Below are 14,645 nucleotides of genomic sequence, written 5' to 3'. Positions count from 1 at the left end.
GACGGGGTCAGGCCGACTCGCGGAGCCGCTGGCTGATCACCGTCGACACACCGTCGCCGCGCATGGTCACGCCGTACAGCGCGTCGCCGACCTCCATCGTGCGCTTCTGGTGGGTGATCACGAGCAGCTGGCTGTGGGCACGCAGCTCCTCGTATATCTCGAGGAGGCGACCGAGGTTGGTGTCGTCGAGGGCCGCCTCGACCTCGTCGAGGATGTAGAACGGCGACGGCCGCGCCTTGAACAGGGCCACCAGGAACGCCACCGCGACCAGTGACCGCTCGCCGCCGGACAGCAGCGACAGCCGCTTGATCTTCTTGCCCGGCGGCCGGGCTTCGACCTCCACACCGGTGGCCAGCATGTCGGCGGGGTCGGTGAGCACCAGCCGCCCCTCTCCCCCCGGGAAGAGCCGGGCGAAGGTCTGCTCGAACGCCGCGGACACATCGGCGTACGCCTCGGTGAACACCTGCTCCACCCGCGCGTCGACCTCGCGGACGATGTCGAGCAGGTCCTTGCGCGTGGCCTTGAGGTCCTCGAGCTGCTCGGTGAGGAACTTGTGCCGCTCCTCCAGGGCCGAGAACTCCTCGAGAGCCAATGGGTTGACCTTGCCGAGCATCGCCAGCGCCCGCTCGGCAGCCCGGAGGCGCTTGGTCTGCTCCTCGCGGTCGTAAGGATAGGGCTCGCCGGGCTCACCGTCGGCGCCGTCCGGCTCCAGGTCGGTCCGAGGGGGCGGTGGGATGAGCTGCTCGGGGCCGTAGTCGGTGACCAGTGACTCCTCGTCGAGCCCGAGCTCCTCCATCGCCCGCTCGGCCAGCTGCTCGATCCGCATCCTCTGCTGGGTGCGGGCCATCTCGTCGCGGTGGACCGAGCTCACCAGGTCGTCGTGCTCGCGAGAGAGGTCGCGCAGGGAGGCACGGACGGCGAGCAGCTCGCGCTCCCGCTCGCCGCGAGCGGCTTCGACGGCCGCCCGCGCCTCGGCGGCCTGGTGGATGGAGACCTCGAGCGCGGCCAGCACGACGCGGACCGCGATCCCGACCGCCTGCGCCGCGCGGCCCTCACGGATCAACCGCTCGCGGCGCTCGATCGCGCGTGCCCGTGCGTCGCGCTCCGCCTCCGCCGCACGGACCAGGGCGTCGGCGCGGCCGTGCAGGGCACGAGCGCGCTCCTCGCTCGTGCGCAACGCCAGCCGGGCCTCCATCTCGGTCTGCCGGGCCGCGCGTGCCGCCTCGGCGAGCCGCTCGCGCTCGGCGGCGTCGGGCTCTAAGTCCGGGGAGTCGCTGGCCTCCTGCGCCGCCGCGAGCCGGGCCTCCAGCTCGCCAAGGCCGGTCAGGTCCTGCTCGCGAGCCTGCTGGGCAGCCGCCATCGCGTCGGCGATCCGGTCGGCTTCGGCCCGGGCCGCCCGCGCCTGCGAGCCGTGGTGGCCGAGCTCCTCGGCGACCGCGGCGAGGGTCGCGTCGGACTCGTGCAGCTTGGCCAGGGCGACATCGACCCGGCGCTGGGAGTCCTGCCGCTCCGACTCCAGGCGGGAGATGTCGAAGCCGAGCCGCTCGGACGCCGCGACCGCCTCGGCCAGCGCGGCCGAGGCGTCGTCGTACGCCGCCTGGATCTCGAGCAGGCTCGGCTGGCTCTGTGAGCCGCCGGAGACGAAGTGCGCGCCGTACACGTCGCCGTCACGGGTCACCGCGGTGACGTCGGGCAGGTCGGCGACCAGGGCACGGGCCGTGGGCAGGTCGGCGACGACCGCGGTCTTGAACAGCAGCCGCGCCAGCGACGGGCGCAGGGTCTCGGGGCAGCGCACCACGTCGACGGCGTACGCCGCGTGGCCGGGAAGGGAGGGCCAGGGGGTGCCGTCGGCCGTAGGCCCACCGCCCAGCAGGAGCCCGGCGCGGCCGAGGTCGGCGGTCTTCAGATGGTCGAGGGCGGCGACCGCGGCGTCGCCGTCCGCGACCGCGACCGCGTCGGCCGCCGAGCCGAGCGCGGCGGCGACAGCGGTCTCGTAGCCCTGCTGGACGTCGAGGACGGCGGCCACCGAGCCCAGCAGGCCGGATACCGAGCCGGACGCCGCGAGCAGCGCGCCCGCGCCGTCCTTGCGGTTGAGGCCGAGCTCGAGGGCGTCCTTGCGAGCCAGCAGGGCGGACCGGTCGCGGTCGGCCTGGGCGGCCTCCTCGCGGGCCTTGGCGAGCCGCTCGGACACGTCGTCGAGCATCGCGACCGCCGTCTCGTGCTCGGCGTCCAGCCCCTCCTCGCCGGCGTCGAGGCCCGCGATCCTGGTCTCCAGGGCGGTGAAGTCGTGCTGGGCCCGCTCGGCCCGCGAGACCGCGGCGGCGCGGGCGGACTCCAGGCGGCCGATCTCCTCGGCGGCCGCGGCGGCGCGGGACTTCACGGCGTTCACCTGACCGGCGAGCCGGGCCAGGCCCTCGCGTCGATCGGCGGCGGCCCGCTGGAGTCCGGCGACACGGCGGTCCTCCTCGGCCGCCGCCTCCTCGGAGGTACGGCGTTCGGTCACCGCCTGCTCGAGCGCGGAGCGGTGGGCCTCGACCTCCGCGGTGATCTCGGACTCTTGGGCGCGCACCTGCTCGGCCTCGGTCTCGAGCTCGTCGGGGTCGCGGCCGACGTCGCGCGACTCCTCCTCGGAGCCCGCGGCGTTGCGGACCCGCTCGGCGGCCAGCGAGGCCGTGCCCCGGAGCCGCTCGCGCATCCCGGACAGCCCGAACCAGGTCTCCTGGGCCCGGGCCAGGGCGGGCAGGTCCTCACGCAGGGCCTCCTCGAGGCGCCCTTCGCTCTCGTGGGCACCGGCGATGGCGGCCTCGACCTCCTCGCGGCGCTCGACCAGGATCGTCTCGTCGGCCAGCTCCTGCTCCAGCGCCGTACGGGCGGTGAGCAGGTCGTCGGCCAGGAGCCGGGCCCGGGCGTCGCGCACGTCGGCCTGCACGACCGCCGCCTTGCGCGCGACCTCGGCCTGCCGGCCCAGGGGCTTGAGCTGTCGGCGGATCTCGCTGAGCAGGTCGTTCAGCCGGGTCAGGTTGCCGTCGGTGGAGTCGAGCTTGCGGAGCGCCTTCTCCTTGCGCTTGCGGTGCTTGAGGACGCCCGCAGCCTCCTCGATGAACCCGCGCCGGTCCTCGGGCGTTGCGTGCAGGATCGAGTCGAGCTGACCCTGACCGACGATCACGTGCATCTCGCGGCCGATGCCGGAGTCACTCAGCAGCTCCTGCACGTCGAGCAGCCGGCACGGCGTGCCGTTGATGGCGTACTCCGAGCCGCCGGAGCGGAACATGGTGCGGCTGATCGTCACCTCGGAGTACTCGATCGGCAGTGCGCCGTCGCTGTTGTCGATCGTCAGCAGCACCTCGGCGCGACCCAGCGGCGCCCGACCCGCCGTACCGGCGAAGATGACGTCCTCCATCTTGCCGCCGCGCAGGCTCTTGGCTCCCTGCTCCCCCATCACCCAGGCGAGCGCGTCGACGACGTTGGACTTGCCGGAGCCGTTGGGCCCGACGATGCAGGTGATGCCCGGCTCGAGCTGGAGCGTCGTCGACGAGGCGAAGGACTTGAACCCCTTGAGGGTCAGGCTCTTCAGGTACAACGTGGCTCCTCGGGCGTCGACAGCGCTGCTGGTTCGGGTGTCCGGACTATCGGTGTCTGCAGGCGCGCGGGTCGAGCGGGGGAAGTGCAGCGGGGTTCACCCTACCCAGGGCCACCCCCGATCCCTGACATCTGCCGGGCATCCGGGCGCCGGTGTCGGTGGGCGCGGTGGACGGTTCATCACGCTGGGTGGTCGAGCGGGAACCGGGCACGCGGAACTCACCTGGCCAGGAGCGGACTCACCTACCCAGCGTGATGAACCGTTCCGCGTACGCCGGTCAGCGGCGACGCAGGCGGTCGCGCAGGATCATCAGCTGCTCGCGCTCACCGTCGGTCAGCGACTCCATCCCGCCGGCGCTGATCTTGTCGAGCAGCGCGTCGAGGGCGGCCTGGTCGCGGGAGACCGGCGGCGACTGCGGAGGCTGCCACGGACCCTGCACGACGGTCGGCCCGGTGCTGCGCCGCTGCCGCTTCGGCTTCGGGTTCCGATGGATGCTCACGCGCGGCACCCCCCGCCACTCCGACATCAGCCCCATCGACTTGGCGACCAGGGCGGTCAGGAGCAGCCCGAGCAGGAAGTTGAGCAGGTAGAGCCACTGCCGGTTGCCGACGTACCCCAGCACGTAGATCGCGATGATCACCGCCCCGATCACCCAGCCGGGGATGTTGAAGAAGAAGCGGCGCTGGGGGTACTCGGCGATGAAGACCAGCAGCACCATCAGCTCGAGCTGGTTGAGGCCGTTGAGCTGGAACGCGCCCGACAGCACGCCGTTGGAGATCGAGGTCAACTCGACGAACCCGACCCAGAGGAGCCCCAGTCCGACCGCGATCAGGCCGAGGAACCACGCCATCCGCTTCTTGCCGAGCAGCGACTCGATCTCGGTGCCGAAGTACCAGAAGAACGCGATGGCCAGGATGCCGAAGAGACCGATCCCGAACGGGTACGCCAGCGGCCAGGTGAGCAGCTGCCACACCTGCCCGGACACGACGTCGTCGGGCACGAGCGAGATGTGCGACTGCAGGGGTCCGAAGTTCCCCTCGAAGGCCCACTCGACGACGGAGGCGACGGAGAGCACGATGACCAGAACGGTCGTGGTGACCTCGATGCTGCCCAGCCGGAACCAGCCGTCCTCGGACCCGCCGCCCGGGCGCGCCATCCCCCACCGCATGCTCACGGGGCCACGCTATCCGGCATCACAGCGGCCTGCCGACAGGCGCCGCAGACGAACGGAGGGGCCGCCCGGGTGGGCGACCCCTCCGCTGGTCCTGTCCTCGGTCAGAACGCCCCCGTGCCGTTCGGGGTCCCGAGACCGGTCGGACCGTCCCAGCCCGCGCGGGCGTTGCACCACTGAGTCGTGGGGCAGGAGCCGTTGCTGCCGCTGGTCACGTCGTTCAGGCTGCCGGCGTTCTGGTACGGCGTGGCGTTGCTGTAGCCGCTGCCCGCGAGCGCGTAGACCGCGGCGATGATCGGCGACGACTCGCTGGTGCCGCCCCACTGCGACCACGTCGAGCTGCGGTTGCTGGTCGGCGAGTAGGTGCTCAGGCCGCCCGTGTTCGGGTCGGCGGCCGCCGAGACGTCGGAGATCGCCCGCTTGGCGCATCCGGTGTTGAACGACGACGGCGCGACGGCGGTGTTGTACGCCGAACAGCCCGAGCCCGCGCCGCTCCAGGCGGTCTCGCTGACGCGCGTGGTGCCCGACATCTTCAGCGTGGTGCCGCCGACACCGGTCACGTGGGACGAGGACGCGGGGAAGGACGCACCCTGGTAGCCGTTGTCACCGGTCGACGCGGTCACCGCGATCCCGGGGTGGTCGTAGTAGGAGCCGTACGTCGCGTCGTCGAGGTCGCCGCCGCCGTAGCTGTTGGAGATCGCGACGACACCCGGCTGCTTCGCGGCCGTGATCACACCCTGGCCGAGGTTGGCGAAGGAGTTCGTCTTGGTCTGGACGACCACGATCTTGCAGTCGGGGCAGGTGGCCGACACCGCGTCGACGTCGAGCGCCTGCTCCTGCGACCAGCCGAGGTCGGTGCGCGGCAGGTTGGTCCCGCCGTTCTGGTCGATGATCCTCAGGCACCCGTTGGCGGTCGTGCACGTCGGCATGCCGTAGTAGTCCCGGTAGATCGTCAGGTCGCGCTCGAGGTTCGGGTAGCCGTACGCGTCGACGATGGCGACGGTGCGGCCGGCACCACTGGTGCTGCCGAGGTTGTAGGCACTGCGCAGCTGGTCGGGCGACAGGGCCGTCGACAGTGGCGCCGAGGCCGCGGGGATGACGCCCTTGCTGTTCACCAGACCCTTGGCGAAGCAGGTGGCGTGTCCCGCTGCGGGCGTCCGCGCACAGGCTCGCGCCGCATGCAGGCCGGACGGGTGCGTCAGCTGCGGGGAGGCCGCGTCGGCCGCCTGGACGCCCGCGGTCAGGGTGGTGGCGGCGAGCGCGCCCGCACCGAGAAGGGCTGCGATCAATCTCTTGCTCACGAGTGATGACTCCTGAAGCTCCGGCGGCCCCGATCGTGACCCACTGCCACACCGCCACGGCGATGGTGCACCCGGGCGGGCACGATGGAAATGACCCGGGTGCGTCATGTTTTCGCAGCGCAGGATCCTGCACGACCTGGTCCGCGCCCGTTTCCGGCACGGCTCAGCCCGCCTGCGCGGCGTCGCTGACCGCCTGGTCGGCGTGTGCGACGTACGCGAGCGATCGCCAGATCAGGGCCAGGGTGATGCCGGACCCCACGAACGCGAACCAGAACGGCGCGGTCAGCCCCCACCGGTCGGCGATCGCGCCGCCGAGGGCCTGACCGACGACGATCCCGCCGTACAGGCCGACGGTGTACGCCGACCCGACCCGGCCCTGGTACGCCGTCGGCACGGCCCGCTGGCGGACGGTCTGGCTGACCGTGCCCCACACGAACGCGTAGCAGCCGAAGCCGAACATGATCACCAGGGCGATCACCGGCGAGCGGTTCACCGCGAACGCCAGGTGCATCAGCACCTCGAGGGTCAGGCAGACCCGCATCAGCGTGGCGAGCGGGACACGCCGCTCGAGCCAGCCGTAGCAGGTCGTGGACAGCAGCCCGCCCACCGCGGCGACTGTCGTGAGGGCGCCGAACCCCACCGGACCCATGCCCAGCACCTCGGTCGAGTAGAGCACCAGCACGGCCCACCCGGCGGCCCAGGTGACGTTGAAGGTGAGGATCACCAGGGCGAGCGTCCGCACCGCGGAGTGCCTCATCAGCCAGCGGATGCCGTCGAGGATGTCCCGCCGGACGTGGGATCCCTCGAGGTCGCGGACAGGTCCTGCCGGGATGGCGACCCGCGCGATGAGCACGACCCCGAGCGCGACGCACACCGCCTGAGTGACGAAGGGCAGCGCCATGCCGGCCGCGAACAGGAAGGCGCCGAGCGGCGGCCCGGCCAGCTGGTTGAGCGCGATCGTGCCGGTCATCAGTCGCGCGTTGCCGATCCCGAGGTCCTGCCGGGCCACCAGCATCGGCAGCAGGGTCCGAGAAGCGCTGTCCGAGAACACCTCCGCCACACCGATCAGCAGCATCGCGGCCAGGACGACGTGGATGTCGACCTCGCCGGTGGTGATCGCCAGCGCCAGGACCCCGAGGACGACACAGCGAAGGGCGTCGCAGATCATCACCATCCGGCGGCGGTCCAGGCGGTCGGCCAGGGCACCGGCGTACAGGCCGAGGACCAGCCAGGGCAGGCGCTGGAGCATCGCGGCCAGGGCCACCAGGAACGGCCGGTGGGTCTGCGAGGCGACGAGCAGCGGACCGGCGGCCAGGGCCAGCCCGTCGCCGAGGTTCGACGACCACGAGGAGGCGACCAGCCAGCGGAAGCCGGTGCCGAGACGGGGCGGCGCGATCCGGTCGCCGATCTCCCGAACGATCCCCGCCACGAGGACGAGACACTACCGAGAGGGCGGGTCGGGCGCCTTCCGATTTCCTGCGCCGTTAGGGTCACGCTCGTGGAGGTGCTGGCGTCGGGGCGCGAGGCCGAGGTGTTCGCGCTGGACGACGACCGCGTGCTGCGGCGGTTCCGCGACCCCGCGCGGAGTGCCGGCGCCACGGTGGGCCTGCTCGACCGGCTGACCGGGCTCGGCTATCCCGTGCCGGCGGTGCTCTCGTGGGACGGACACGAGCTCGTGCAGGAGCGGGTGAACGGCCCGCGGATGGATGAGGCGATGACCGCCGGAGCGCTCGCGCCGTCGGACGCCGGCCTGATGCTGGCCGGCCTCCTCGACCGGCTGCACGCCCTGCCGTGGGGTGCCGAGCCGCTGCTCCACCTCGACCTGCACCCGCAGAACGTGCTGCTCGGGGACGACGGTCCGGTCGTGATCGACTGGAGCAACTCCCGGCCAGGTCCTCCCGGCCTCGACGTGGCGATGTCCGGCCTGATCCTGGCTCAGGTCGCGGTGGCCGAGCCGGCGACGTACGCCGACGTAGTTGCGGTGCTGGTGGGGACGATGACGGGCGCGGTGGCGACGGAGGTCGTCCCGTACGTCGACGACGCCGTGGCGTTGCGTCGCAGCGACCCGAACATGACCGAGCTCGAGCTGGCCCAGATGGGCCGGGCGAAGGACCTGCTGCTCAGCCTGTGCTGACGTCGCCGGGGCGCGCGGTCGCAGGCCTCAGCGAACCGGCCGTCGAACACGACGGCGGGGTTGCTGGTGCGCTGACGGGGTGAGCCGGGAGACCGCGAGGGTCAGGCCGGCTGCATCTCCAGGTGCTCGGGGTCGAGGTCGAGGGCCCGTGCCGCCGTGGCGACGGCGAGGCGGTCGTTCTCCTCCATCAACCGAGTGACCAGCGCCTCCAGCTCGGCGATCCTGACCCGCAGCTGACGGTTCTCGGCGGCCAGCCGGATAGGGAGGCCGCGGTCCTGCTGCAGATGGCCGATCAGAGCCTTGGCCATGTGTGATGAGCCTTCCGACGTGGGGGACCCGCCGTGTCCGGGGGGCCGTCTTCAAGAGTGACACCTCCATGCGCTGCGGTCAATCTCGGGTGAGGGGTCAGGTACGAATCGGCGTCCTCCGGACCCGCGGCACCGGCTGGCAGCGCGGGCAGAAGAACGACGAGCGGTTCATGAAGTCGATCCGCCGGATCGCGGTACCGCAGCGATCGCACTCCTTCCCCTCGCGACCGTAGGCGTGGAGGGCGCGGTCGAAGTAGCCCGACTGACCGTTCACGTTGACGTACAGGCTGTCGAAGCTGGTGCCGCCCTCGAGCAGCGCGGCACCCATCACGGTCCGCGCCTCGGCGAGCACCCGGCGTACGTCCACGGGGCGGAGCCGCTCCCCCGGCCGGTCGCCGTGGACCTGCGCCCGCCAGAGCGCCTCGTCGGCGTAGATGTTGCCGACGCCGGAGATGAGGGTCTGGTCGAGCAGCAGCCGCTTGATGCCAGCCGTCCGCCGCCTCACCCTGCGCACGAAGAGGTCGTCGTCGAACTCCGGGTCGAAGGGGTCACGGGCGATGTGCGCGATCTCCGGCGGCAGCGCCGCACCCCCCGTGGAGACGGCGAGACCGCCGAACATCCGTTGGTCGACGAAGCGCAGCTCCCGGTCACCGAGCCCGAAGCGCACCCGCAGATGACGGTCGTCGGGACGGCCCGGCTCCTGGACGAGGAGCTGGCCACTCATCCCGAGGTGACCGAGCAGCGCGTCGCCGTTGTCGAGCGGCAGCCAGAGGTACTTGCCGCGGCGCCGGGCCGCCTCGAAGCGGCGCCCGGTCAGCGCGGTGGCGAACCCGGCCGGACCACGGGGGTCGCGGCGTACCGGACGGGGATGGAGGACGGTGACGGACTCGATCCTGCGACCGACCACGTGGCGCTGGAGGCCGTCGCGGACGGTCTCGACCTCGGGAAGCTCGGGCACGGGTGGTGACCAGTCAGTCGTCGGCGGACTCGGCGACCTCGTCGGCGACGCTGTCCGCCACGGGGTCGCCCACGCCGAGCGAGTCCGCCAGCTCGCCGTACGCCGTCTCCGCGGCGGCCTGCTCGGCCTCCTTCTTGGAGCGGCCGACGCCGTTGCCGTAGCGCTGCTCCGCGACCCGCACCTGGGCGGTGAAGGTCTTCATGTGGTCGGGGCCTTCGTCGGAGATCAGGTACTCCGGGACGCCGAGACCGTGCTCGGCCGAGAGCTCCTGGAGCGAGGTCTTCCAGTCGAGCCCGGCGCCGAGCGCGGACGCCGACTCGATCAGCGGGTCGAACAGGAGGTGCACCACCTCGGCCGAGCTCTCGAGGCCGCCCGACAGGTGGATCGCGCCGATCACCGCCTCGACGGTGTCGGAGAGGATCGAGGCCTTGTCGCGGCCGCCGGTCGTGTCCTCGCCACGCCCGAGCTTGACGTAGGTGCCGAGACCGATCTTGCGCCCGACGCCTGCCAGCGCGCGAGCGTTGACCACGGCCGCGCGGAGCTTGGCCAGGTGACCCTCGGAGAGGTCGGGATGGGTGCGGTAGAGCGTCTCGGTCACGACCACGCCGAGCACGGAGTCACCGAGGAACTCCAGCCGCTCGTTGGTGGGCAGCCCGCCGTGCTCGTAGGCGTACGACCGGTGGGTGAGCGCGCGCTCCAGCAGCTCGGCGTCCAGGGTGGGCTCGCCGAGCGCGGCGCGCAGCGGGGCGTAGTTCAGCGGTCCGGCGCCGGGGTCAGAGGACCTGGCGACGGTCGCCGCGGGCGCCGTACTGGCCGCAGGTGCCGCACGCGCGGTGCGGCAGGTGCTTGGCACCGCACGCGGGGTTGGCGCAGGTCACCAGGGTCGGCGCGACGGCCTTCCACTGCGAGCGCCGGTGGCGGGTGTTGCTGCGCGACATCTTCCGCTTCGGGACTGCCACTGTTCTCTCCTACGTCGGTGGACCCACTCCCGCGGGTCCGTGTGCGTTCCTGGTGTGCTCACTCTTCTGGCTGCTCGGGCTCGGCCAGTGCGCTGAGCGCCGACCACCGCGGGTCGACCGGCGCGTCGTGCCCGTGGTCCGGGTCGTCCGCGAGCCGAGCGCCGCACTCGGCGCACAGTCCCGGACAGTCCTCGGTGCACAACGGCTGGAACGGCAGTGCGAGCACCACCGCTTCCCGCAGCACCGGCTCCAGGTCGACCAGGTCGTCCTGCAGCGTGCTGACCTCGAACTCCTCGTCCGGATCGACGGCCTGGTCTTCGTAGACGAACAGCTCCTGGAACCTCACCTCGACCTCGTCGGAGATCGGTTCCAGGCACCGTGCGCACCCACCAGCGAGGGCGGCTGACGCCGTCCCCGTGACCAGGACGCCCTCCATGACCGCCTCCAGCCTCAGGTCGAGCTCGACCTGAGAGCCTTCGGGGACGCCGAGGACCTCGATGCCCAGATCTGCCGGGGCCTGAACCGTCCGGAACACCTCGCGCTGGGACCCCGGGCGGCGACCGAGCTCGCGAGTGTCGAGCACGAGCGGCGCTCTCGGGTCCAGTTTGCTCAGGGGTTCGCTTTCACTTCGGGACACAGCGGATCGCTACGTATCGTATCCGGGCAGGTCAGGCCCGCAAAACCCGCGCCGTAAGACGCTGACCCGAGTGAGGACGTTCCGGTCCGGCGGAGCCGGGACGGAACGTCCGCAGCGAGCGCCGCGGCGAGCTTGCTCGCGAGGCGGCCTCACATCGGCCTGTCTGAAGCGTCCCGGGCGCTCGCACGTTTCCGCCGGGTCAGCGAGCAGGGACAGCACACTTCTGCCGGGTCAGCGTTGGCCCAGGCGAGCCTTCAGCTGGTCGTGGACGAAGTCCGGGACGAAGGGGGAGACGTCGCCGCCGAAGCCGGCGACCTCCTTGACCAGCGAGGAGGAGACGAAGCCGCTCCCGGCGCTGGTCGGGATGAAGACGGTCTCGACGCCGGTGAGCGAGGAGTTCATCTGAGCCATCTGGAGCTCGTAGTCGAAGTCGCCGGCGGCCCGGAGTCCCTTGACGATCGCGGACGCGTCGCGCTCGGCGCAGAACGTCGTGACCAGACCGCTGAACCCCTCGACCGAGACGTTCGCGAGCGCGGCGCACGCGCGCTGCATCATCTCGATCCGCTCCTCGGCGTCGAACAGCCGATGCTTGCTGACGTTGGTGCCCACGGCCACGATCACCTCGTCGAACAGGCGCGCGGCGCGACCGACGATGTCGAGGTGCCCGTTCGTGACCGGGTCGAACGAGCCGGGGCAGACGGCGCGACGCACGGAACCTCCTGAGGTCGGGACCGGCTAGGCGGGGCTGGACGCGGCGGCGTGAACGTACCAGAGCACGGTCTCGCCGTACCTCTTCTCCCGGCTGTCGCTGAACCCGTCCGGCCACTCGGGCTCGGTCCCGCGCGAGCCGCGCTCGACGACGACCATCGCGCCGGGCACCAGCCAGCCCTGCTTGACGAGTGCTCCGAGGTCGTCGGCGACGTCCTGCTCCGGCTGCCCGTACGGCGGGTCGAGGAAGGCGACGTCGTACGGCGCCGTCGGCGGCCGGGCGAGGGCGATCGCGACGCTCCCGGTCACGACATCGGCCCGGTTGAACCCCAGGTCGCGGGCGTTGGCCGAGATCAGCGAGGCGGTACGTCGGTCCTGCTCCACCATGGTGACGACACCCGCGCCACGCGACCACGCCTCGAGCCCGACCGCGCCGGAGCCGGCGTACAGGTCCAGGAACCGGAGCCCCGCGAGCGACCCGCACCACGACTCGATCGTGGCGAAGAGCGCCTCGCGCACGCGGTCGCTGGTCGGGCGGGTGCTGACCCCCCGCGGCGTGTTGATGCGCCGACCGCCGACTCGTCCCCCGATGATGCGGGTCATGGCCGCGCCGGACTCCCGAGCACCCCGCGCCGTGCGGTCATGACTTCTCCATGAAGTCAGACTGCCGTGAATGCTCCAGTTCTGTCACGAGGAACCGGAGCTCCGGCGCGCGTTCGAGCTGCGGGTCGTCGGCGAGCAGAGCCGTGGCGGCCTCGCGCGCCTCGACGATCGTGTCCTCGTCGCGGAGCACGCGGAGCTGCTGCAGCGAGCTGAAGTAGCCCGACTGCGACCGCCCGAGGACGTCGCCCTCGCGGCGCTGCTCCAGGTCGACCCGGCTGAGCTCGAAGCCGTCGGTGGTGGCGGCCACGGCGTCGAGACGCTCCCGGGACGGGCTTCCCGCCTCGGCGGAGGTGACCAGCAGGCAGAGCCCGGGCAGGCCACCACGACCGACGCGACCCCGGAGCTGGTGGAGCTGGGAGATGCCGAACCGGTCGGCGTCGAGCAGGACCATCGTGGTCGCGTTGCCGACGTCCACCCCTACCTCGATGACGGTGGTCGCGACCAGTACGTCGGTCTCACCGGCCGCGAACGCGCGCATCGCCCGGTCCTTCTCGTCGGGTGGCAGCCGGCCGTGCAGCAGGTCGAGCCGAAGCCCTCTGAGCGCCCCCTCGCCCAGCTCCTCCACGACCTCCTCGGCGGCACTCAGCGCGTGCGCGGGCGCCACGGGCCGGCCTTCCTCGTCCTCCGCCGGCGCATCCGCCTCGCCCTGCTCGAGCTCGTCGCCGGTGATCCGCGGGCACACGACGTACACCTGATGCCCTTTCTCGGACTCCTCGCGCACCCGGTCCCATACGCGGTTCATCCAGCCGGGCTGGTCCGCGAGCGGCACGACGGTGGTCTGGATCGGCGCACGCCCGGCAGGGAGCTCGGTGAGGGTCGAGACCTCGAGGTCGCCGAACACCGTCATCGCGACCGTGCGCGGGATGGGCGTGGCGGTCATCACCAGGACGTGGGGCGGCGTACCCGCCTTGTCGGTCAGGGCGGCGCGCTGCTCGACCCCGAAGCGATGCTGCTCGTCGACGACCACCAGACCGAGGTCCGCGAACTGCACGTGCTCCTGGAGCAGCGCGTGGGTGCCTACGACGATGCCGGCCTCTCCGCTCGCCGCCGCCAGCAGTGACTCCTGCCGGGACGCCTTGGACATCGAGCCGGTCAGGAGCACGACCCGGGTGCCGTCGGCCGCCCCACCGAGCATCCCGCCCTGGGCGAGGTCGCCGAGCATCGCCGTGATCGAGCGGAGGTGCTGCTGGGCGAGCACCTCGGTGGGGGCCAGCAGGGCCGCCTGTCCCCCGGAGTCGATCACGCGGAGCATCGCCCGCAGCGCGACCAGCGTCTTGCCGGAGCCGACCTCGCCCTGCAGGAGACGGTTCATCGGATGGGGACGGGCGAGGTCGTCCATGACCTCCGCGGAGACCTGCTGCTGTCCGCGCGTCAGGGTGAACGGGAGTCGCTCGTCGAACGCCGCCAGCAGACCGCCGCCGCCGGCGCGCGCCTGGCCACCGAGCTCGGCGAGGGCCGCTCTGCGTCGGGCCATCACCAGCTGGGTCACCAGCGCCTCGTCGAAGCGGAACCGGCGCTGGGCCGCCTGCAGCTCCGGCCACGAGTCGGGCGCATGGATCTGCCGGAGCGCGGTCGCCAGGTCGGGCAGCCGGTGCTCACGGCGTACGTCGTCCGGAAGGGGATCGCGCGGCTCGTCGACCACGGTGAGAGCGAAGGCGATCGCGCGCTGGAGGTCCCAGGAGTCGACCCCCTTGGTCTGCGGGTAGAGGGGGAACAGCGCCTTGACCGAGGCGACGGTCGCCCCGACCGTCTCGTCCGCCAGGTCGTCCTCGTCGGTGCCGCCGAACAACACCATCTTGGGGTTCGTCAGCTGCCACTTCCCCCGGAACGTGCTGACCGAGCCGACGAACAGACCTCGCCGCCCCACGGCGAACCGCTTGGCGTGGTGCTTGCTGACGTACTCCTTCTTGGAGAAGAAGGACATCCGCAGCGACGGCCCGTCGGTCTGCAGGACCGTGTCGAGCCGGTACGCCCGGCGGCCGGACCTCCGGTCGAGGTAGGAGTTGACCTCGCTCTCGACGATCTCGCCCACCACCGTGAGCATCTCGCCGCTGCGCAGCTCCTTGACCTTCGTCAGCTCGCCGGTGCGGACGTAGCGACGGGGGAAGTGGTACAGCAGGTCGCCGACGGTGCGGATGCCGAGCCTGGTCGCGGCGTTCTTCGCCGTGCCCTTCTTGGTCTGCGCGCCGAGCACGGTCGCGACGGGCGAGTCGAGGCTGATCACTC

The 14,645-nt window shown here is 71.9% G+C and carries 13 protein-coding genes; 1 reads left to right on the top strand and 12 read right to left on the bottom strand.

The genetic code is table 11. The features are described 5' to 3' along the window. Window positions 1–7: 7 nt before the first annotated feature. From smc to VGK78_RS17950, 4 genes are all read right to left on the bottom strand, one after another. Entirely contained in the window at window positions 8–3,580 is a 3,573-nt protein-coding gene (gene smc / locus VGK78_RS17965) for a chromosome segregation protein SMC (RefSeq protein ID WP_331529099.1), read from the bottom strand. A 277-nt stretch (window positions 3,581–3,857) separates the two neighbouring features. Continuing rightward, window positions 3,858–4,748 (bottom strand): DUF6576 domain-containing protein, encoded by an 891-nt coding sequence (locus VGK78_RS17960; RefSeq protein WP_331529200.1) that lies wholly within the window; start codon window positions 4,746–4,748, stop codon window positions 3,858–3,860. A 107-nt stretch (window positions 4,749–4,855) separates the two neighbouring features. Next, entirely contained in the window at window positions 4,856–6,052 is a 1,197-nt protein-coding gene (locus tag VGK78_RS17955) for a hypothetical protein (RefSeq protein WP_331529098.1), read from the bottom strand. A 163-nt stretch (window positions 6,053–6,215) separates the two neighbouring features. Then, window positions 6,216–7,481, bottom strand: coding sequence for an MFS transporter (locus VGK78_RS17950; protein WP_331529097.1), 1,266 nt, complete (start codon window positions 7,479–7,481; stop codon window positions 6,216–6,218). Between the two features lie 69 nt (window positions 7,482–7,550). On the opposite strand from VGK78_RS17950, the gene VGK78_RS17945 reads away from it, so the two are divergent. After that, window positions 7,551–8,186 carry a phosphotransferase gene (locus VGK78_RS17945; RefSeq protein WP_331529096.1) on the top strand — a complete coding sequence of 212 codons (636 nt, stop codon included), beginning with the start codon at window positions 7,551–7,553 and terminating at the stop codon, window positions 8,184–8,186. A gap of 101 nt (window positions 8,187–8,287) precedes the next feature. Here the strand turns inward: VGK78_RS17945 and VGK78_RS17940 are convergent, their stop codons facing one another. The 8 genes from VGK78_RS17940 to VGK78_RS17905 all read right to left on the bottom strand — a co-directional run bounded on the left by VGK78_RS17940 (window position 8,288) and on the right by VGK78_RS17905 (window position 14,643). After that, window positions 8,288–8,494 carry a hypothetical protein gene (locus tag VGK78_RS17940; RefSeq protein ID WP_331529095.1) on the bottom strand — a complete coding sequence of 69 codons (207 nt, stop codon included), beginning with the start codon at window positions 8,492–8,494 and terminating at the stop codon, window positions 8,288–8,290. A gap of 97 nt (window positions 8,495–8,591) precedes the next feature. Then, window positions 8,592–9,452: a bifunctional DNA-formamidopyrimidine glycosylase/DNA-(apurinic or apyrimidinic site) lyase gene (gene mutM, locus VGK78_RS17935; RefSeq protein WP_331529094.1), complete on the bottom strand. Its 861-nt coding sequence runs from the start codon at window positions 9,450–9,452 to the stop codon at window positions 8,592–8,594. A gap of 13 nt (window positions 9,453–9,465) precedes the next feature. Then, window positions 9,466–10,209, bottom strand: a complete 744-nt coding sequence (rnc, locus tag VGK78_RS17930) for a ribonuclease III (RefSeq protein ID WP_331529199.1) — start codon at window positions 10,207–10,209, stop codon at window positions 9,466–9,468. A gap of 16 nt (window positions 10,210–10,225) precedes the next feature. After that, the gene (gene rpmF / locus VGK78_RS17925; RefSeq protein WP_331529093.1) at window positions 10,226–10,411 is read right to left on the bottom strand and encodes a 50S ribosomal protein L32; all 186 of its coding nucleotides are present in this window, start codon (window positions 10,409–10,411) and stop codon (window positions 10,226–10,228) included. Between the two features lie 58 nt (window positions 10,412–10,469). Beyond that, a complete protein-coding gene (locus VGK78_RS17920) occupies window positions 10,470–10,994 on the bottom strand; it encodes a DUF177 domain-containing protein (protein WP_331529092.1) in 525 nt (174 codons plus the stop codon). Window positions 10,995–11,279: 285 nt separating this feature from the next. Further along, window positions 11,280–11,759: a pantetheine-phosphate adenylyltransferase gene (coaD, locus tag VGK78_RS17915; RefSeq protein ID WP_331529091.1), complete on the bottom strand. Its 480-nt coding sequence runs from the start codon at window positions 11,757–11,759 to the stop codon at window positions 11,280–11,282. A gap of 24 nt (window positions 11,760–11,783) precedes the next feature. After that, window positions 11,784–12,359, bottom strand: a complete 576-nt coding sequence (gene rsmD / locus VGK78_RS17910; protein ID WP_331529090.1) for a 16S rRNA (guanine(966)-N(2))-methyltransferase RsmD — start codon at window positions 12,357–12,359, stop codon at window positions 11,784–11,786. Window positions 12,360–12,396: 37 nt separating this feature from the next. Further along, entirely contained in the window at window positions 12,397–14,643 is a 2,247-nt protein-coding gene (locus VGK78_RS17905; protein WP_331529089.1) for an ATP-dependent DNA helicase RecG, read from the bottom strand. Window positions 14,644–14,645 lie beyond the last annotated feature (2 nt).

Source organism: Nocardioides sp. (assembly GCF_036503465.1).
GTDB lineage: Bacteria > Actinomycetota > Actinomycetes > Propionibacteriales > Nocardioidaceae > Nocardioides.
This window is presented reverse-complemented; position numbering and strand designations above follow the sequence as displayed.

Excerpts from the sequence above, each read along its gene's own strand:
- rsmD (WP_331529090.1), bottom strand. The coding sequence starts at position 12,359 with ATGACCCGCATCATCGGGGGACGAGTCGGCGGTCGGCGCATCAACACG.
- VGK78_RS17940 (WP_331529095.1), bottom strand. The coding sequence starts at position 8,494 with ATGGCCAAGGCTCTGATCGGCCATCTGCAGCAGGACCGCGGCCTCCCT.
- VGK78_RS17960 (WP_331529200.1), bottom strand. The coding sequence starts at position 4,748 with ATGCGGTGGGGGATGGCGCGCCCGGGCGGCGGGTCCGAGGACGGCTGG.